Origin of the sequence: Dehalogenimonas etheniformans (assembly GCF_014672715.2) — a bacterium.
In the GTDB taxonomy this organism is placed as follows: Bacteria; Chloroflexota; Dehalococcoidia; order Dehalococcoidales; family Dehalococcoidaceae; genus Dehalogenimonas; species Dehalogenimonas etheniformans.
In genome coordinates this window covers 1034327-1053240 of record NZ_CP058566.2, presented here as the reverse complement: position 1 = coordinate 1053240, position 18914 = coordinate 1034327, and the positions used below count along the sequence as shown (strand labels likewise).

Sequence of the window (18914 nt, the reverse complement as noted above, 5' to 3'; positions counted from 1 at the left end):
AGTTCGCGAGGCGTTCCTGTTTTGCCGGTTACTCCTTGGTATAAAAAGCCTGTCACCTCCGGAAACCGGAGGCCTCCTCCAACAGATGGCAGAATAATAGCATTTAGTACCATTGGCTTCAAGGAAAAACAGTGTACTTCGGTAGTGCGCGAGTTTAGATATTTGAGGGCAGGAGCCGGGTCTGTTACACTTGCTGACCTATGGATATTTTAGGTGTATTCCTGGTCGCTTTGAGCCTTTCGGCCGACTGCTTAGCGGTATCGATCTGCGGTAGCATCGGCATGGGAGCGGCTCTTAATCGAGCGAAAACGATCAAAGTCGCGGCTTTTTTCGGCTTGTTCCAATTCGGAATGATCCTGGCTGGTTTTTTGGCCGGAAGCACGCTGACGGATATCATACAAAGTTTCGACCATTGGATCGCGTTCGCGCTGCTGGCTCTCATCGGCGGCCACATGATCAAAGAATCCTTTGAAAAAGAAGAAGAGTGCGAAGTCGTCGACATCAGCAAGGGAAGGACGCTCGTTGGTCTTTCGGTTGCTACCAGCATCGATTCCCTGGCAGCAGGACTTACATTTGCGCTGATCGACGTCTCCATTGTGCCAGCAAGCGTCCTTGTTGGGATAACCGCTTTCACTGTCACACTGCTAGGAGTTTGGCTCGGCCGACGGGTAGGCGATATCGTGGGCAAGCGGGCAGAGCTTGCAGGAGGTCTCGTCCTTATCGGCATAGGGTTGAAGGTGCTGCTAGATGGCCTCACCAGATAAAACGGCAAATATACATAATATTACAGACTTTAGATACCAAGCACCATTGCGAAATACGGCAATAGACTCCCAATAATTGCCGTAAAAGTATTTTCCCGACCAATTGGAAGCCCTATTGGCATCGTTTCAAACGAGAAACAAGTTTGAAACAAAACCTTTGACAGGCTATAATGACTCTGGTATCATCTTTTCTTACCCGTTGGTAAATGACTGCCGTATTTTCGGCACTGCAGGTGGGTTATGAAGAAGATCCAGATCAAAAAGGAAGTCTGCATCGGCTGCGGGTTGTGCCGCGTTTATTGCGCCACCCAACACTCCAGCTCCAAGGACATCCTCAAGGCATTTCATAGAGAATCAGCCAAACCCATTCCGCGGCTTAAAGTCGAACGGCAGAATGAGACAAGTTTTTCCGTTCCTTGCCGCCACTGCGACGAACCGTGGTGCGTTTATTCCTGTCTTACCGGAGCTATGAGTAAAGATCCGGTCACCGGCGTGGTGACATCGGATCCGGATAAGTGCATCGGTTGCTGGACCTGCGTAGTCTCCTGCCCGAACAGCGCCCTGATCAAAGACAAGACAACCAAAACGGTCAGGAAATGCGATTTTTGTCCGGGGCTTGAAACTCCGGCTTGCGTGGCTAATTGCCCCAACGAGGCTATCATCCTCATAGAGACTGAGACTATCACAACTCAAAAGAAGTAGTTGTATGATCGCCATTATCGATTATGGAGCCGGGAACCTGCGCTCGGTAGCAAATGCGATCGCGCTGCTGGGTTACGATGGCCGTATCACCAGTTCTCCCGAAGAAGTCGTCAAAGCTGACGCAGTATTTTTGCCAGGCGTCGGCGCCGCTGCTGATACCGTTAGCTCGCTTCAAGCCCAGGGGCTGGACAAGGCGCTGCGAGAAATTATCGCAAGGAATACGCCGTTATTTGCTGTATGCGTCGGGCTTCAGGTGCTCTTTGAGGAGACTGAGGAAGGCGGCGGCTGCCAGTGTCTCGGGCTACTACCCGGCAAGGTGCGTAAACTCCCCGCCGGTATCAAGGTCCCTCATATCGGATGGAACAACGTCAAAAACGCAAAATCTCATGCTTTATTCAGCGGCATCGAGGATAACTCGTTTTTCTACTTCGTCCACAGCTACTACGTCGAACCGGACCTGCGGACGGAAGTTATCGGAACAACCGAGTATGGAATCAACTTCGCCAGCGCCATCGCCCGGGGAAACTTGGTAGCCACCCAGTTCCATCCCGAGAAGAGCGGTGCGGTGGGGCTCAAGATGTACGACAATTTTTTGAAATCAGCTATAAGGGGAACTGATGAAAACGAAGTACCTGATTATCGGTAATTCAGCTGGGGGCATCGGTGCTGCGGAAGCCATCCGAGAAATTGATAAAATTGGGATCATTACTATCATCGGAGAAGAGCCTTTCGAGGCTTATTCCAGGCCTCTTATTTCCAAGTATGTCGCCGGAGAATATACCCCGGACGCAATGCGCATTCGGTCCGAGAAATTCTACGAAAACAATAATATTGATGTCGTAATGGGCCACAAAGCTTATAAGATGGACACGGCGGCTAAGACGGTCACCCTGGACGACGGCACCGAAATTGAATACCAGAAACTGCTGATCGCCACCGGCGGCAAGCCGATCATTCCTAAAATGGAAGGTATGGGCAAAGCCGGCATTTTCAATTTTATCAACCTATCCGACGCCAAAAAAGTAGAGGAATATCTGGCAAACGCACGCCGGGCGGTGGTTATCGGCGGTGGACTGATAGGCATTTCAGCGACCGAAGCCTTGGTTAAACGGGGCATAAAGTGCACCGTTGTCGAAATGAAGGGATACCCATTAAACACCATTCTAGATGAGCAGGCAGGCCGCATCGCCGAAATGGCGATCAAAAAGTACGGCGTTAACATGATGACCGGCCGCACCGTAGCCAGGATCCTCGGCGAAGATAAGGTCACCGGAGTGGTTTACGACGATGGTCATGAAATGGTTTGTGACATGGTGGTTGTGGCCGTTGGTGTTTTCCCGCGGACCGAACTCGCGCAATCAGCTGGCATTACCGTCAACCGCGGCATCGTTGTCGACAACCACATGATGACCAGTGTGCCGGACATCTATGCCTGCGGAGATGCTTCCGAAGCTTACGATTATGTTTATGGTTCCGGGCGGTTGTCCCCCGTTTGGCCAAACGCCTACATTGGCGGCAGGGTGGCAGGTTACAATTTGGCCGGTTCGCCCACCCGATATCGCGGCGGCACGGCGATGAACTCGCTCAACTACTTTGGACTGGAGATGGCAACTGCCGGCATGGCCTCTCCGCCTTCCCCAGAGGGTTATGAAGTCCTGAAAAGCGAAGGACCAGGCAGCTACCGAAAGTTGGTGATCAATTCCGAAGACAAACTCGTGGGCATGATCTTTTTGGGCGATATCGATAAGGCCGGAGTGTATTTTGGCTTGATGCGTGACCGGATTCCAGTTACTGCGTTTAAGAAAAAATTACTATCAGATGATTTCGGATTAGCTCAACTGCCGAAGGAAGTTATTGAAGAGCGCCTGACAGGAGCGACCGCAGGCCGGGTCAAGATCGGTGAAGCATAATTCCTCTAACGGTAATTTAGGCAAGAGATACAAACTGACGACCAAAGGTACATTGAAATGAAAGATTTAACCAGAATCAGCAACGTATACGGTGATGGCAAGGTAATAGATGCCTGCTGCCTGTTCGGCATGATGGATACTTCCGGCAAGTGTTTTTCCGGCCGCGATGTCACACGGGCTATCGCCAATATGCACGACCGGGGCAATGGCTTGGGCGGCGGTTTTGCCGTCTATGGCCTATACCCCCAATACCCGGATTACTACGCCTTCCACATCATGTACGATAGCAAAGAAGGAAAAACTTGCACCGAGGCTTTCCTGAATCAGCATTTCAACGTGCACCACTCGGAAGAAGTGCCCACCCAGCCGGTGGCGGCGATCAAGAACCCGCCAATGGTGTGGCGGTATTTCTTGGATGCTGATAAATGCCAGCGCGAAGGGAAAATTTCCCCTGACGACTACGTGGTCGCCAAGGTCATGGACATCAACACTGGAATTGACGACGCTTATGTTTTCTCATCAGGCAAGAATATGGCCGCCTTCAAAGGCGTCGGCTATCCCGAAGAAATCTCTGAATACTTTTGTCTAGAAAGCTACAATGGCTATCTCTGGACGGCCCATGGCCGCTTCCCGACCAATACCAAGGGATGGTGGGGAGGAGCACACCCATTCAACATCCTTGACTGGACGGTAGTTCACAACGGCGAAATCTCATCATACGGCATCAACAAGCGGTATCTGGAGCAGTACGGATACCACTGCACTCTTCAGACCGACACCGAAGTGCTGGCTTATGCCGTTGATCTCCTCGTCCGAAAGCACAACCTGCCCATCGAAGTGGTTGCCGAGATTTTTGCACCTCCGCTATGGGAAGAAATTGAGCGCCGTCCGACTATAGAGCGCGAACTCATGACGGCATTGCGACAAGTATATGCCAGCCTCCTTATGAATGGACCTTTCACCGTAATCCTCGCACACCAGGGAGAAATGATCGGTCTGACCGATCGAATCCGGCTCAGGCCGCTGACCGTGGGCGAGAAAGGCAGCATGCTATACCTTTCATCCGAAGAGGCTGCCATTCGGCTGGTCTGCCCCGACCTGGAAAAAGCCTGGATACCGATGGGCGGCGAACCGGTGATCGGATCTCTGAAGCATCCGCTTGGGGCAGAAAAAGTTGCCGTCACCGGAGGAGTAGTCTAACTTGCTTACCCGGCGGATCATCCCGTGCCTGGATGTTACTGGGGGTCGGGTGGTGAAGGGACAAAGTTTCCTTAACCTCCGCGATGCCGGGGATCCTGTGGCGTTGGCAAAATTCTATTATGAGCAAGGGGCCGACGAGTTGGCTTTCCTGGACATTACCGCCACCGTCGAAAGCCGAAAGACAATGGCTTCCATCATAGCTGAGTTATCAAAGTATGTGTTTATGCCCTTAACCGTTGGCGGCGGCATACGCACCATCGCCGACATGCGGGAGATGCTGTTATCGGGCGCCGACAAGGTGGCGATCAATACTGCCGCTGTTGCTCGGCCGGAGCTTATCACCGAAGGGGCGATTAAGTTCGGCAGCCAGTGCATCGTAGTAGCCATCGACGCAAAGAGAAATGGAGTTGGAAAGTGGGTAGTCCGTACCCACTCGGCTACTCAGGCTTCCGGACTTGATGCTGTTGAATGGGCTAAAAAAGCAGCGGAGATGGGAGCTGGCGAACTCCTGGTAACCAGCATCGACAGCGACGGGCAAAAACAAGGATATGACAACGACCTAAATCGGGCGATATCTGAATCGGTGTCGATCCCGCTCATTGCCTCGGGTGGCGCCGGAACACTCGACCACTTGTACGACGCTCTGACAGTCGGTAAAGTCGATGCCGTGTTGGCCGCCAGCATTTTCCACTACGGCACATACTCGATTTCGCAAGTTAAAGAATTTTTAGCCCGTAAGGGTGTTGCCATCAGGCGCTAAGGAGCCATATGAGAACGTTAGTACCCGCCAAATTTATCGTCGAACGTGACGCCGACAAGTGCATCAAATGCCAAGTTTGCGTGAACCAATGCACTTTCGAAAGCCACTATTACGATGCTGAGGAAGACGACGTAAAAACCCGCGCCGGCAAATGCATCGGCTGTCACCGATGTGTATTGTTTTGTCCCACAGGCGCCCTAAACGTGAGGCGCAGCCCACTGGAATACCGCGACAACTACAGCTGGATCCCAGAATATATCGAAGACATCCAGAAGCAGGCGGAACAGGGCGGCATGATCCTGACCGGCATGGGTAAGGACAAGCCACAACGCATTTATTGGGACCACCTGGTGCTAAACGCCTCACAGGTGACTAATCCGTCCATCGACTCCCTACGCGAACCGATGGAAATGACCACCTACCTGGGAAGCAAACCTGACAAAATCGAGATCGACCTGGCAACCGGTTCTTTGAAAACAAAACTAGCGCCGCAGGTTAAACTCGATTTCCCGGTGATGTTCTCGGCAATGAGTTACGGCGCCGTCTCGTTAAACGTTCAACATTCCTTGGCACGGGCAGCTGTCGAGGCGGGTACAATGTGGAATACCGGTGAAGGCGGCTTGCACCAGTCGCTGGTCAAATATGGCAACAACACTATCGTCCAGGTTGCCAGCGGCCGGTTCGGCGTTTATTCCGATTATTTGAAAGCCGCGCGGATCGTCGAGATCAAGATCGGTCAGGGTGCCAAACCGGGTATCGGCGGCCACCTGCCGGGTGAAAAGGTGTCGGCAGAGGTTTCGCTGACACGCATGATCCCTCAGGGTACCGATGCCCTTTCGCCGTGCCCCCATCACGATATCTACTCCATCGAAGATCTGTCGCAGCTCATCTATGCTTTGAAAGAAGCGACGAATTACACTAAACCAATATCCGTCAAAATCGCTGCGGTGCATAATTCAGCAGCTATCGCTTCCGGCATGGTTCGCGCGGGCGCTGATATCATCGTCCTCGACGGCATCCGAGGAGCCACCGGTGCTGCCCCCAAAGCTATTCGCGATAACGTCGGCATCCCTATCGAATTAGCGCTGGCATCGGTTGATTCCCGGCTGAGGGCAGAAGGCATTCGAAACCAGGCTTCTCTGGTCATTTCCGGCGGTATCCGCAATTCCGGCGACGTCGCCAAGGCTATCGCTTTGGGGGCCGACGCGGTGAACATCGGCACCGCCGCCCTAGTCGCCTTGGGCTGCCGGGTTTGCCAACAGTGCTACACCGGCAAGTGCGCCTGGGGCATCTGCACATCAGACCTGAAGCTCACAAAACGCATCAACCCTGAGATCGGGGCCAGGAGACTGGTCAATTTGCTGCGCGGATGGAAGCTAGAGATCGACGATATGCTGGGTGGCATGGGCGTCAATGCCATTGAAAGTCTCAGAGGCAACCGGCTGCACCTCCGTGGCGTTGACCTGAACGAGAAGGAACTTGAGATTCTGGGTGTAAGGATGGCAGGTGAATAACATGACCGAAAGCGTGGCGACTCCCAAAATGGTCAAGATCGATACCACCGGAATTTACTACCGGGACCTCAACGCCAAACTACGCCAACTAGTGGATGAAGGCGTAGAACGAATCGAACTTACGAACGTCTGCGGCCAGCGCTACATAGCTACCGACCTTTCACGCCCCGTCGACATAAAAATTTACGGCACACCCGGCAACGACCTAGGCGCCTTCATGAACGGATCCAGGATCGAGGTCTTCGGCAATGCCCAGGATTGTATGGCCAACACCCTGAATGCGGGAGAGATAATCGTCCACGGCCACGCCGGGGATATTTGCGGCATGGCTGCGCGAGGCGGCAAAATATTTGTCAGGGATTATGTGGGTTACCGCGCTGGCATCCACATGAAGGAATACCAGGAAAAGAAACCAATGATGGTGGTGGGCGACACCGGCCAGGACTTCATGGGCGAGTACATGGCGGGAGGGGTTTTGGTAGTCCTGGGACTCGGCCTTAAGGATGGCGAGAAGCACAAAGCCAATTTTATTGGTACCGGCATCCACGGCGGAGTAATTTACATCTCGGGAGCTTTTGAGCCTCATCAACTCGGCAAAGAGGTTGGTGTAGCCGAACTCAACGAAAATGACCAAGCCGTATTAACCGGGCTTGTGAATGAGTATTGCGCCCATTTCAATTGTGATGCCATCGAAATTCTAAAGAAGCCATTCAAAAAGCTTTATCCCAAGTTCTTGCGGCCTTACGGTAGACTGTATTCTTATTAATGCTAAAATGAATCTGGTTCCAGATTCGCCCGGTCCCGTAGAGTAAATTGTTTAGCATACTGATACTGGCCGAGGAAAACGACAAGACCCGGGAACTCAAGACCCGCCTTTCGCGGGAAGGTTATGCTTGTACGTTGATACCTCCCGGGGAAGAACCTGAAAAAATCCTCGCACAGCAGAACCCAAGGCTGGTTGTTTTAGATGTGGGACTTGAAGGCGACATACCAACGCTGGACTATTCAAATGACGGCAAGGGTCCAACGGTCATTGCAGTTGCCTTCCGCCACAGGATGCACGAATTGGCCAGCCGGGATGACATCACTGATTTTGTCCTCAAACCGTTTGACGTCGACGAGCTTTTAACCCGCATCCGCCGCTTGGCGGCACGGGCGAAGGCAACCCCTCCCTCAGACATCATCACCGCTGGCGACCTTATTATCGATACTGCCCGCTGCGAGGTTTCCCTGGCTGGCGCGGCGGTGGAACTTACCTTCCGCGAGTATGAATTGCTGAAGTTCCTGGCTTCCAACCGCGGCCGAGTTTTTTCCCGCGAGGTTTTGCTTAACAAGGTCTGGGGCTATGAGTATTTCGGCGGCGACAGGACGGTAGACGTGCATGTCAGGAGGCTTCGATCGAAGATCGAAGAATCCGGACAGATATACGTGGAAACGGTCAGGAACATAGGCTACCGATTCAAGAGAAACATCTAAATCCTCATCGCCCCGCATTAACCAAATTCCAAATTTCAGAATACAAATTCCATCCCCGACACATCGTTTTTACTGAGCCCAGGTACAACTCAAATGAAAAACGGGCGAAATATCTCCACTTCGCTATCGTACGCCCTCACCCGAAACAAGTTGGAAATACAATCTTAACCCCTTCGTAATACCGTCGAAATCAAGGGGTAACCTGCGGTTGTTAGACTGGTATCAGTAAAGCGAAGGGGGTATTCTACCTTGGACACGGGTGATACGGCCTGGCTCCTCGTCTCAACGGCGCTGGTGATGCTAATGACGCCGGGATTAGCCTTATTCTACGGCGGTATGGTCCGGCGCAAAAATCTCATCTCGACCCTTATGTTGAGCTTTTCAGTCCTGGCTCTGGTCGGTGTGTTGTGGATAGTCTTCGGCTACACACTGGGTTTTGGTCCCGATATCGGCGGTTTTATCGGAAACCTTCATTTCTTCGGCATGAACAACGTCGGCGAGGCTCCCTCGGACGTCTATGCGACGACCGTTCCCCATCTTATCTTCATGATGTTTCAGGGCATGTTCGCCATCATCACCGTCGCCCTGATCACCGGGGCCGTGGTGGAACGCATCAAGTTTTCGGCGCTCATGGCTTTTGCAGCGGTTTGGCTGGCACTGATCTACGGCCCAATTTCGCATTGGGTCTGGGGCGGCGGTTGGCTGGCTAAACTGGGCGTTTTAGATTTTGCCGGAGGAACGGTAGTCCACATCAATGCAGGCGTATCCGCCCTGGCTCTGGTGTTCCTGCTGGGCGCCCGCAAGGGTTTCAAAAAGGAAACCATGGAGCCAAATAACATTCCGATGGTGTTGATCGGCGCCTCGCTGCTATGGTTCGGCTGGTTCGGCTTTAACGCGGGCAGCGCATTAGGCTCGAACGGACTGGCCGCCGATGCCCTCGTAACCACCAACACCGCTGCGGCGATGGCCGCCCTGACCTGGATCCTGCTCTCCTGGCGGCAACGCCGTCCTACGTTGCTCGGTGCCGCGACGGGCGCGGTGGTGGGACTTGTGGCCATAACTCCGGCGGCCGGTTACGTCACACCTCTGTCTGCCATTGCTATCGGCGCCATCGCAGCATGCGCTTCATACTTTGCTATGAATTGGCGCAGCAAGCGTAACTTCGACGATTCCCTGGATGTGTTTGCCTGCCACGGCGTGGGCGGTATTGTGGGGGCGCTGGCTACCGGGCTTTTTGCGACGGCAGCGGTGAACGCCGCCGGTTTTGACGGGTTATTCAATGGGAACGCGATCCAACTTGGCAAACAGGCTCTGGGCGTGCTTGCGACGGGCAGTTTCGCCTTCATCGGCACACTCATTATCGGCAAGTTCATAGACAAGACCATAGGCTTACGGGTAACCGAAGTCGAAGAAGTAGTGGGCCTCGATCTATCCCAACATGGCGAACGGGCTTACGGGGGGATCAAATAGATGAAAAAGATTGAAGCCATCATCCGCGAAGAACGCCTGGATGCGGTCAAGAAAGCCTTGGAGGAGATAGGACTCATTGGAATGACGGTGACAAAAGTCTCTGGGCGGGGCCAGCAGAAAGGAATACCACTGCAGTGGAGGGTCGGCGAATACCGGGTAGACTTCCTCCCCAAACTCAAAATCGAAATCATATGCCACGACGATGACTGCAACGCCGGGGTCGAGGTCATCATGAAAGCGGCCAAAACAGGCAGAATAGGCGACGGTAAAATCTTTGTTCTGCCGGTAGAAGCCGCCTACTGCATAAGGACCGCTGAGACAGACGAGGCGGTTGTTTAAAAAAAAACGGCATAGAGACACCGAAAGTGAAATGGGAGGTTCCGTAAGGAGTCTCCGCATTTTCCTGACACTATGCGTAATCTTTTGGAAACACACCTAAGCTACAATCTATCCGGAATTGTTGGGGAGGTGTCGTTCATGGTCAACGCCGGCGACACGGCCTGGATATTGATCTCAACTGCCATGGTGATGCTGATGACGCCCGGGGTGGCTCTCTTCTATGGCGGGATGGTCAGAAAGAAAAGTGTAATTTCGACCCTGATGATGAACTTCGCCATGCTCGGAGTCGTGGGCTTGCTGTGGGTATTCTATGCCTACTCCCTCTCTTTCGGGCCTGACTCGGGCGGTATTATCGGAAGCCTAAAATACATATTCCTGAACAATGTCGGTGGGGAACCTTCCTCGACCTACGCGACGACGGTTCCACACCTGGCGTTTATGATGTTCCAGGGAATGTTCGCCATAATCACCGTGGCTCTTATCACCGGAGCCGTAGTTGAACGCATTAAATTTTCCGCCCTCATGATTTTCGCCGTCGCCTGGTTGACTTTAATCTTCGCCCCGGTAGCCCACTGGGTGTGGGGTGCGGGTGGATGGATGGCTAAACTCGGGGTGCTGGATTTTGCCGGAGGCATCGTGGTTCACGTTAACGCCGGGCTTTCGGCGCTGGCTCTGGTAATCGTTTTGGGCGCCCGACGAGGTTTCCGGCATGAGCCGATGGAGCCTTCTTCCATACCGCTGGTGATGCTCGGGGCCGGCTTGCTCTGGTTCGGCTGGTTCGGTTTCAACGCCGGCTCGGCGCTCGGTTCCAACTCCTTGGCAGCCTCCGCGTTGGTGGCAACCAATTCGGCGGGAGCAGCGGCGGCCACCACCTGGATGCTGCTGGCCTGGAACCAGCGGCGCCCTACATTGCTGGGAATTGCCACCGGGGCGGTGGCCGGACTGGCTGCGGTGACACCGGGAGCGGGTTTCATACCGCCCATCTATGGAGTTATGGTTGGCATAGTCGCCGCTGTGGTTTGTTACTATGCTATGATCGCAAAGATAAAGATGGGGGTGGATGATTCCCTTGACGTCATGGCGGTTCATGGAGTGGGGGGCATACTAGGAGTACTGGCGGTGGGACTGTTCGCCTCAGCAGCCGTGAATCCGGCCGGGGCTAACGGATTGATCTTCGGCGGGGGTTTGACTCTGCTGGGTAAACAGGCTCTAGGAGTGTTGAGCGTAGGCGCTTTTGCCTTCGGGGGTACCTGGGTAATTGCCAAAGTTATCGACGCCATATTCGGCTTGAGGGTAAAGGAAATGGAAGAGGCGGTCGGTTTGGACCTGTCACAGCACGGGGAACGCGCTTTCGGAGGCATAAGGTAAATGAAAAAGATCGAAGCGGTTATCCGCGAAGAACGGCTGGACGCTGTCAAAAAAGCCCTTGAGGAACATGGTATTCACGGCATGACAGTTACGGAAGTATCCGGCCGCGGTCAACAAAAAGGCATTTCGCTGCAGTGGAGGGTCGGAGAATACCGCGTCGATTTCCTTCCCAAGCTTAAAATAGAGATTGTCTGCCATGACGAGGATTGCGATATTGTCATCGATGCCATTATGAAGGCGGCGAAGACGGGAAGGATCGGCGACGGAAAAATATTCGTCAGCCCCGTCGAGGCCGCATACCGGATACGCACGGGGGAAACCGGCGAAAGCGTTATCTAATCCCCTTTTCGAAATTCGATCTCCATTAATAAAACTCAAGAAATCACGCTCCGGTTCGAAGCGTGATTTCTTTTCTTCTAGCGCTGACCAATGTGTTCTTACGAGAATGACGTTCCTGCTGATATACTCAGTATCAAGAATAGAACTTCCAACATGAGCAATAATCCTTCCGATGAACTTGGGTTGAGACAATCCGAGGCGAAAGAAATCGCCAGGAGAACGGCTATTGGCGCGGTAGTCGTGCACGAGGCGGTGAGGCAGGAAGGCGAAGACGAAATCTGCCGGCACCCCGCGGCGCTAATGTGGTCTGGACTGGCGGCGGGGCTGTCGATGGGTTTTTCCTTCCTGGGCGTCGCGCTCATCGACGCATTCTTACCGTCAAGCGCCGCGTGGAAGCCTCTTATCACCAGCGCCGGTTATTTTCTGGGTTTTCTTATCGTGATTCTCGGCAGGCAACAATTATTCACCGAAAATACACTAACCGCAGTACTTCCCCTTTTGCATAAATGGAGCAATGAAACACTCGTGCTTGTTGCGAGATTGTGGGGAATCGTATTGGCCGCCAATCTAGCGGGGGTACTTATTTCACTCTGGTCATCGCGCATACTGGAGTAATGGATCCGGAGGTTAAAACATCACTTGCTAACACCGCTCAGGCAGCGCTATTGCCGGATTTCTGGACGATGGTCCTTAAAGGAATCTTCGCCGGGTGGATCATCGCTCTGATGGTCTGGATGCTGCCGGGAGCTGAGCAGGCCAAAGTAGGTATCATATTCATCATGACCTACCTGGTGAGTCTCGGCGGATTTCCTCACATTATTGCAGGGTCCGCGGATGCCTTATACGCCACAATGATAAATGCGATTTCAGTGTCATCATATTTTTCGGATTATATGGCTCCGGACTAATCGGCAACGTGTTGGGTGGCGTCATCCTGGTGGCGATGATCAACCATCTTCAGGCAATTACGGGGCGGAGCTGAATCACATGAATGTAAAAATCATCCCGTCTGAGAGAACGCCGACTTAAAACCAGAGTTGCTAGAAAGAAACCTTGACGCTAATAATCTCAAAAGGTTTAAACACGAGGTTCATTACCCCGGAATTCAGAGTGATATCACTCTCCGCTTCCTCTAACAGATTTACCAGTTTCGCAGACGTCGGGTGACGAAGCCTGTCGGTTGAAGCATTGTTGCTTGAAGCAGGTTTGAAGAACTGAATCTCGGCTGTCGTGTGTTCGCCTTTAGCTTCGTAGAGCCTGATAATAATTCCTTTACCGTCCTCTGAACGTTTGCAAGAAGCAAGAATGACATTGGAAGCGCTAACCTCAATAAAAGAAAAGGATTGAGGGAACAGCTTCCGGCGGCTTCGAGACGGCGAGATCTGATAGGCCTGAAGTCCGCTGTTAACCTCATATCCCTGGAGATAGGATTCAGCCTCTTTCCAACTGCCCGTGTGAGGATATAACGAATATTCGAAGGTGTATTTTTTAAATTCCTGGGCATCGGGAGTGGGGACGGCGGGACCGGTGACCCCATCGGCCGACAGCATCATAATACTTCTCAGCAGTGTTAAAAAAATTGTCCCTCCCTGAACCTGGTGGGCGGGCAGTCCCTTGTTTACAAGGGTGATTCCACGTTGTTCATCGGAATAATCTATCCAGTTCAAAGCAGGAAAAACGCCGCAGGGTTTTTCAGCCCATTCCCCTTCAACGGGAGCTGTAGCCTGATCAACCGCGCGGTTCAACGCGCCGAATTGAATCTCAGTTGTATATTCGGGCGAATGAATATCGGTCGCAAATTTAAGTCTCAGTCTGATTTGCGGATGGCGGTTGTCGACCCGGGTGACACAATCGATCCTGGGGATATCATGGTACACAGTGATTGTCTTTGACACCGAAAGGAAACTGTGGCGCCACATCACGGTGCGAAGTTTTTCCTGCATGCGGTACGGCCATATGAGGGAATAATAGTCACTTTCAAGTTTGATTATCCGGCGAAGTGGGGTCTTAACGATCTCAAAGTGTTTCAACCGAAACTTGCCAAACGTCAAACCGGTCTCGCTCTCCGCACGATACTCTCCGGTGAAGTTTTGGCGGTGATAATAGAGATCTCCGGTTTCTTCCTCGATGGTGAGTTCATTCCCTTTAAGAAGATGCTTACCGTCGAGAAACACGTCCAGCAGTCCGCTGCCGGGATCGACCTCGACGCGGAAGAATCTGTTCTGAACACTGTTGCTTGTAGTCTTGATCCGGCGGCCATCAACAGAAGGGCGGTAGGGAACATACGAATGGAGCAGTTTATAAGTTCGGAACCCAAAAGCCGGGACCGTGCCAACGAAACCAATCTTAACCGTGTGAAAAGAATCATCGGAGTACCGGGTTGATTCAAGAATTTCGATGGCAATTTCCTGACCGTTGCTCTCCAACCCCCCAAACCGTTTGATTTTTCCTGGATCAAAACCCAGCTCAACCTCCACCCAATTTTTAACTTCCCATGAAAGGGGATTGAGCACGATGATATTGTCGGAGGAGTCCAGGTTTTCCTGGATCAAATCTACGAAATTAGACATGATCTGCGTAAGGTGACTCTGTAGATACTCGAAATTATGCCGCACTTCTTCATAACCCTCATCCATGCCGGTTCCAGGGACCACATCATGGAAGGCGCCGAGAAGTACCTTTTGCCAATTGTCATAAAACTCGTCAGCAGGATAAGACATTCCCATGAGCCAACCCATGGTCAACCATTTTTCACAGGAAAGGATGAAGTGTTCGTAACGCCTCAAATTTTGTTTTAGCCATATTCGGCTTGAGGAGCAGTTGGGGAAGACCATGGAATAACGCCCGGAATATAGTTCTCCCGAACGTGTTTCCAGTTGGTCGCTCGACTGTTCAAGCGCCTTAAAAAATTCTTCGGATTTGGAAACGATGATACGCGCATCTTTGTGAAGACGGTTCCAGGTCCGGACGGCATGCATTGTTTCGGGTTGCGGGGGGACCGACCCGCTGCCGGCCGGCATCAGGATGTTCTGGGTAGCCGCCGCAGTTTTCAGTTTATCGTAGCTCTCATCGAGCTTGTCCAGATACAGACCGGCGCGATATCCTAGCGGCATCCAATGAGCCAGGATGCGGCTGCCATCCAATCCCTGCCACCAGAACTCGGAGGGAGAGGCTTTATCCGCCCCCCTTCGGAATGCGAAGTATCGGTAGCCGGATTTCACATAGATTTGAGGCATCTGGGCGTTGTATCCGAAACTATCCGCGCCCCAGGCTACCGGCGCTTTCACGCCGAATTTGTCGCGGATATAACTCTTTCCAGTTAAAATCTGGCGCACCAGGGTTTCACCAAGCGGCATCATGGTGTCCGGCATTAGGTGCTCACCGCTGGCGATCTCGATCTGACCGTTTTGAACGAAACGCTTGATGTCCTCGAAAAGGCTAGGGCTCCGGCGCTCTATTTCTTCGATCAAGGCGGTCTGTTCGATAAGAAACCGATAACCCGGATCAGACATCAATTCGATAGCGGGTTTTAGGATCTTCTCGATGTTGATGAAAAAATAGTCTTCCTTGTCGAATGCCCATACTGCGTCATAGTGACTGTGAGGGACCAGATAGACCGTTTTCAACTACCGACCTCCTATTTGCAGAACAGGGAATCCATCGCCTAAGAATCACAAAAGAGAGGATTGATCAAAGCGCCGCCAGGGCATTATTCCAACCTTCGGGTCCTACACCTCTGGCGAAGTTCAACGAGGGGGCTTTGATTTTAGCCCAGCGCAGTTCCCTATTCTGAACCAAAATTGGCCGGTCTACGGCGGCCAACATCTTGGCATCATTCTCGGAATCACCGATGCCGACGGTATAAATCTGACCGCGGTTAAGTTTATACAGTTCCATCAACACCTTGACCGCCTTGCCCTTGTCATTACCGCCGGTGATAGTGTAAAAACGCCCACCGAAGGCGTAGGACAAGCCGGCCTTTTTAACCTCGTTAAGAAGGTATTCTATCGCCTGCCTGCTGCCATGGATTTTTAAGGTCTCGGAGTACTCGCGTTGTCTAGCCGCAGCGGCGGCTTTGAGACCGAGGCCGGTTTCCCGAGCCACATCTTCAACCGAGAGGTCGCCGAACGCCCTGACCGAAAGGCTCCCGGCCCAGGCATTGTCCAGCAATTTCGAACGTACGGCTCCTAGAATAGCGGCCAACTTTAGCTTCAGCACTTCGTAACCCATGCCCAATTCGATACCTTGGTAATCGTCAGCGATCCGGTCATACGAGAAGGGTAGATGAAAATAATCCCTGGGAACGAAAACCGCTGAACCATTTTCGACGATAAACGGGTCACCAATACCGAGTTCCTGTCTCAATTCAACCTGCTCCGCCCTGGTCTTAGAAGAACAGAAGACGATTGGGATATTCAACGACTGCAGTCTTCTAAGCGAACCCAGGGCAGGTGCATATGAGTAGGTGGAAGGGTGCAATAAAGTGCCGTCAAGATCGGTGAATACCACTTTTTGAGCAGGTCCGATTATCCTTGATTGGGTGATCGGCAGTGGTGAACCTTCCGGCACAAAGAAACGGGGCATTTCTACAGCCAGGCTGCCCGAAAATTTAGCCATATCCAGCTTCTGAGGCGGAGGCATCAGCCTGACTTTAGGAGGTTCTTCGCCCTGCTTGATGCAGCCAACCTCGGTCAATTCCCGCAAAATAGTTTCCTTGGTCTTTTCCTGACACAGCGGGCTATGGTATATGACAGAAAGACTAGGCATCATCATCTCAAGCACGACGTGCTCATCTCCCTTATCTGCGTGAAGATGGGGGTTAACGGTCTCGGTTTGGTAAACCTCCAGGCCTTTCTCGGAGACGTCCTTACCGTTGACGGGTAAAAGGCCGGCGAATTGTTCCAGGATGGAGATGATCTCCTGCGTTTCTACGGCATATCCGGTGCCGTAGGTTAAACGTTCCGCTAGAGCCAGGCTCATGGCATGCTCGCCGGCATTTCCTGTTTTGATGACTTCAGTCTCGAACTTACCCATAGCCGAAAGAAGGTTATTCAGATGTTTATTGGTGATTTCAGAGACTCGGCCCCATTTCTTGAAATATAGTTCGCCCATGATTTTGGGTTTGTACCGCCACTGGATGCGCGTCATCGAAAATGGAGTTTTGGCCAGACTGAAAGCGGCGGCGTAGTGCTTGACGTACTCTAACGCGGCGCCGGGAATATAGTTATCGGTGTCGATGAAACCGACATATTCTCTGGCCAACAATTTGGCGAGCATGATGCCGAGGATCATCCCCTCACTCTTGCCGTTCCGGATCAGGCGGTCATTGCCGACAATTTCGGGATACCCCGCCTCAAGCAAAGCCTTGGCAACAACCGGATCTTTCTGATGAACGATCATCGCCTGCCGCCTGGTGCTCTGGCAAAAACGGGAGAGGATATCTCTCTCAGCCCGGAAGGTATCGATCCCTTCCCTCTGGCTGTTGGACAACACGACAATAAAACATTCGTGAGGTACGGCCGATAGGACTGCTTCAAAAACCTTGAGGTCTTCGTCTTTCACCGGAAGGACGATGGCTAATTTTTTCTCAATCTCGTCGATGGCTTCCCGCTCGATCTTTTGAACGTCGGCGGCTTCGTTGAGCTGGGGATTTTTGGGGCCTGAGTCTAACTCAAGCACGCGCCTGACGCCAAAAACGGTAACTGCGCCGAGGTGCTCTGCTTGACGAGTTCTTTCTAAACGCATGTTTGCCTCCCTTTCCGAAGTGGTAATATGTTCAAACCAGGGCGCTTACGGGATCGGGCGCCCCACCTTGAAGCTAGAAATGAAGAAGATAAATACTTGAAGCGGCCTATTATACCACGTTAGGCTATAATGCCTATCGAAATACGTTGTGGCGCGATCTGAAATCTCAGATTATTTTGAAAATATTGATCGAAAAAGGAATAGGTTGGGTCAGTCTAATTTCTTGGGCAGCATGCCCATTTTTTTGACCCACCAAAAGGTAAACATTGTTGCGGCAACTGTAGTCAATATCAGCAACAATAAGAACCACCAGATATCGCCGGAACCCATATCAAAAGCCGAATTACCCAGTACTGTGGCAATGGTATTTGGAACGAGCAAAGCGGTACCGAATACGGTGAAATATGTAACAGCCAGCGCCAAACGGTTGTTCACTACTTGAAGTTGGTTATTGTAAATAGACTGCAGCACCTCGAGACCGGAAGCTAATACCTCCGAGAGGTGCTCTGAAAGGCCGATCTGGCGGTTTACGTCGTCTGCAAGTAGTCCTACCCGTTCAAGAATCTGCTGGTCGTCGGTAATGAGATCGGCGTCTCCGTACCGGAGGTCTTTGATCACGTCCACGCTCTCCCACAGTGCATCAAGATAACTGATGAGAGCGTGTTTCATCCGGTAGATCTGCGGACCCAGGAGGTTTCTCGAGGTCGTAGGATCCATCAGGCTTCTGTTAAGTTCATCGCCGTGGGCTTCGATCTGGCGAAGGTGTTCAAAATTACGGTCGTTGTTGGTTTCTATCAGGCGCATCATAAGGAATGTCAAAAGGTCCTGATCGCTTTTACCCTTGGGTAATTTCTTGAGTACCGTGTCGGAATAACGGCGGAGGCGGGCATACCTGCGGTCAACTTCGATGGGATGAACGGTGAGGATAAGCCTTTTTTTCATGAGTAACAGCGTGGTGTGTGCCCTTACCGAAGGTTCCTGGTCAAGACGAATCTGAATGGAGGGGAGTTTCACACCCATTTCGGTATTGAAATCTTCGTACATATCCCTGGGGCTTTGTGTCAGGGCATTGAGGAGCGTTTTACTGAAACCGAACTCGGTGGATTTCAGGAAATCTTTTTCGAATTCGTCAGTACGGAAATCGACCCAGGCAATCACCGCATTCTTGAGCATGTCCTGAAAATTCTGTGAAAAATCGGAGTTGCTCATCGAGGCAGTGCCATCAGGCTGCAAGGCAACACAAAACCAGCGCTTCGGCGGCAAGGCGTCGGTGATAAAGGTCTCAGCCATGCGGAACCTCCGAGAAAAGGAGCGCGAAAATACTGCG

Annotated in this window: 16 protein-coding genes and 1 pseudogene; 14 read left to right on the top strand and 3 right to left on the bottom strand. The window is 52.2% G+C overall.

The window, feature by feature from the left end:
* Window positions 1-200: 200 nt before the first annotated feature.
* From HX448_RS05320 to HX448_RS10705, 14 genes and pseudogenes are all read left to right on the top strand, one after another.
* Window positions 201-764 carry a manganese efflux pump MntP gene (locus HX448_RS05320; RefSeq protein ID WP_102330281.1) on the top strand — a complete coding sequence of 188 codons (564 nt, stop codon included), beginning with the start codon at window positions 201-203 and terminating at the stop codon, window positions 762-764.
* A gap of 240 nt (window positions 765-1004) precedes the next feature.
* Window positions 1005-1466 carry a 4Fe-4S dicluster domain-containing protein gene (locus tag HX448_RS05315; protein ID WP_102330282.1) on the top strand — a complete coding sequence of 154 codons (462 nt, stop codon included), beginning with the start codon at window positions 1005-1007 and terminating at the stop codon, window positions 1464-1466.
* A 4-nt stretch (window positions 1467-1470) separates the two neighbouring features.
* Window positions 1471-2112: an imidazole glycerol phosphate synthase subunit HisH gene (gene hisH, locus HX448_RS05310; RefSeq protein WP_102330283.1), complete on the top strand. Its 642-nt coding sequence runs from the start codon at window positions 1471-1473 to the stop codon at window positions 2110-2112.
* Window positions 2084-3376 carry an NAD(P)/FAD-dependent oxidoreductase gene (locus HX448_RS05305; RefSeq protein ID WP_102330284.1) on the top strand — a complete coding sequence of 431 codons (1293 nt, stop codon included), beginning with the start codon at window positions 2084-2086 and terminating at the stop codon, window positions 3374-3376. The genes hisH and HX448_RS05305 overlap by 29 nt, the downstream gene beginning before the upstream one ends.
* Window positions 3377-3433: 57 nt before the next feature.
* Window positions 3434-4576 carry a class II glutamine amidotransferase gene (locus HX448_RS05300; RefSeq protein WP_102330285.1) on the top strand — a complete coding sequence of 381 codons (1143 nt, stop codon included), beginning with the start codon at window positions 3434-3436 and terminating at the stop codon, window positions 4574-4576.
* A 1-nt stretch (window position 4577) separates the two neighbouring features.
* Window positions 4578-5336, top strand: a complete 759-nt coding sequence (gene hisF / locus HX448_RS05295) for an imidazole glycerol phosphate synthase subunit HisF (protein WP_102330286.1) — start codon at window positions 4578-4580, stop codon at window positions 5334-5336.
* 8 nt (window positions 5337-5344) lie between these two features.
* Entirely contained in the window at window positions 5345-6850 is a 1506-nt protein-coding gene (locus HX448_RS05290) for a glutamate synthase-related protein (RefSeq protein WP_102330287.1), read from the top strand.
* A gap of 1 nt (window position 6851) precedes the next feature.
* The gene (locus tag HX448_RS05285; RefSeq protein ID WP_102330288.1) at window positions 6852-7616 is read left to right on the top strand and encodes a GltB/FmdC/FwdC-like GXGXG domain-containing protein; all 765 of its coding nucleotides are present in this window, start codon (window positions 6852-6854) and stop codon (window positions 7614-7616) included.
* A gap of 47 nt (window positions 7617-7663) precedes the next feature.
* Complete coding sequence (locus HX448_RS10635) at window positions 7664-8326, top strand: response regulator transcription factor (RefSeq protein ID WP_118401463.1); 663 nt, start codon at window positions 7664-7666, stop codon at window positions 8324-8326.
* Between the two features lie 249 nt (window positions 8327-8575).
* Entirely contained in the window at window positions 8576-9796 is a 1221-nt protein-coding gene (locus HX448_RS05275; RefSeq protein ID WP_102330289.1) for an ammonium transporter, read from the top strand.
* Complete coding sequence (locus HX448_RS05270; protein WP_102330290.1) at window positions 9797-10135, top strand: P-II family nitrogen regulator; 339 nt, start codon at window positions 9797-9799, stop codon at window positions 10133-10135.
* A 138-nt stretch (window positions 10136-10273) separates the two neighbouring features.
* Window positions 10274-11503 (top strand): ammonium transporter, encoded by a 1230-nt coding sequence (locus HX448_RS05265; protein WP_102330291.1) that lies wholly within the window; start codon window positions 10274-10276, stop codon window positions 11501-11503.
* Entirely contained in the window at window positions 11504-11842 is a 339-nt protein-coding gene (locus HX448_RS05260) for a P-II family nitrogen regulator (RefSeq protein WP_102330292.1), read from the top strand.
* Between the two features lie 90 nt (window positions 11843-11932).
* A pseudogene (locus tag HX448_RS10705) lies at window positions 11933-12750 on the top strand (formate/nitrite transporter family protein).
* Between the two features lie 132 nt (window positions 12751-12882).
* On the opposite strand, the gene HX448_RS05250 reads toward HX448_RS10705, so the two are convergent.
* The 3 genes from HX448_RS05250 to HX448_RS05240 all read right to left on the bottom strand — a co-directional run bounded on the left by HX448_RS05250 (window position 12883) and on the right by HX448_RS05240 (window position 18877).
* Window positions 12883-15468, bottom strand: coding sequence for an alpha-mannosidase (locus tag HX448_RS05250; protein ID WP_102330293.1), 2586 nt, complete (start codon window positions 15466-15468; stop codon window positions 12883-12885).
* 64 nt (window positions 15469-15532) lie between these two features.
* Complete coding sequence (locus HX448_RS05245) at window positions 15533-17587, bottom strand: bifunctional mannosyl-3-phosphoglycerate synthase/mannosyl-3 phosphoglycerate phosphatase (protein ID WP_102330294.1); 2055 nt, start codon at window positions 17585-17587, stop codon at window positions 15533-15535.
* 210 nt (window positions 17588-17797) lie between these two features.
* On the bottom strand, window positions 17798-18877 hold the full coding sequence (locus tag HX448_RS05240; protein WP_102330295.1) for a CorA family divalent cation transporter: 1080 nt from the start codon (window positions 18875-18877) through the stop codon (window positions 17798-17800).
* Window positions 18878-18914: the final 37 nt, after the last annotated feature.

Bases quoted from the DNA above. Each gene is read 5' to 3' on its own strand.
- HX448_RS05320 (WP_102330281.1), top strand. From the start codon at position 201: ATGGATATTTTAGGTGTATTCCTGGTCGCTTTGAGCCTTTCGGCCGAC.
- HX448_RS05315 (WP_102330282.1), top strand. From the start codon at position 1,005: ATGAAGAAGATCCAGATCAAAAAGGAAGTCTGCATCGGCTGCGGGTTG.
- hisH (WP_102330283.1), top strand. From the start codon at position 1,471: ATGATCGCCATTATCGATTATGGAGCCGGGAACCTGCGCTCGGTAGCA.
- HX448_RS05305 (WP_102330284.1), top strand. From the start codon at position 2,084: ATGAAAACGAAGTACCTGATTATCGGTAATTCAGCTGGGGGCATCGGT.
- HX448_RS05300 (WP_102330285.1), top strand. From the start codon at position 3,434: ATGAAAGATTTAACCAGAATCAGCAACGTATACGGTGATGGCAAGGTA.
- HX448_RS05290 (WP_102330287.1), top strand. From the start codon at position 5,345: ATGAGAACGTTAGTACCCGCCAAATTTATCGTCGAACGTGACGCCGAC.
- HX448_RS05285 (WP_102330288.1), top strand. From the start codon at position 6,852: ATGACCGAAAGCGTGGCGACTCCCAAAATGGTCAAGATCGATACCACC.
- HX448_RS05270 (WP_102330290.1), top strand. From the start codon at position 9,797: ATGAAAAAGATTGAAGCCATCATCCGCGAAGAACGCCTGGATGCGGTC.
- HX448_RS05265 (WP_102330291.1), top strand. From the start codon at position 10,274: ATGGTCAACGCCGGCGACACGGCCTGGATATTGATCTCAACTGCCATG.
- HX448_RS05260 (WP_102330292.1), top strand. From the start codon at position 11,504: ATGAAAAAGATCGAAGCGGTTATCCGCGAAGAACGGCTGGACGCTGTC.
- HX448_RS05245 (WP_102330294.1), bottom strand. From the start codon at position 17,587: ATGCGTTTAGAAAGAACTCGTCAAGCAGAGCACCTCGGCGCAGTTACC.
- HX448_RS05240 (WP_102330295.1), bottom strand. From the start codon at position 18,877: ATGGCTGAGACCTTTATCACCGACGCCTTGCCGCCGAAGCGCTGGTTT.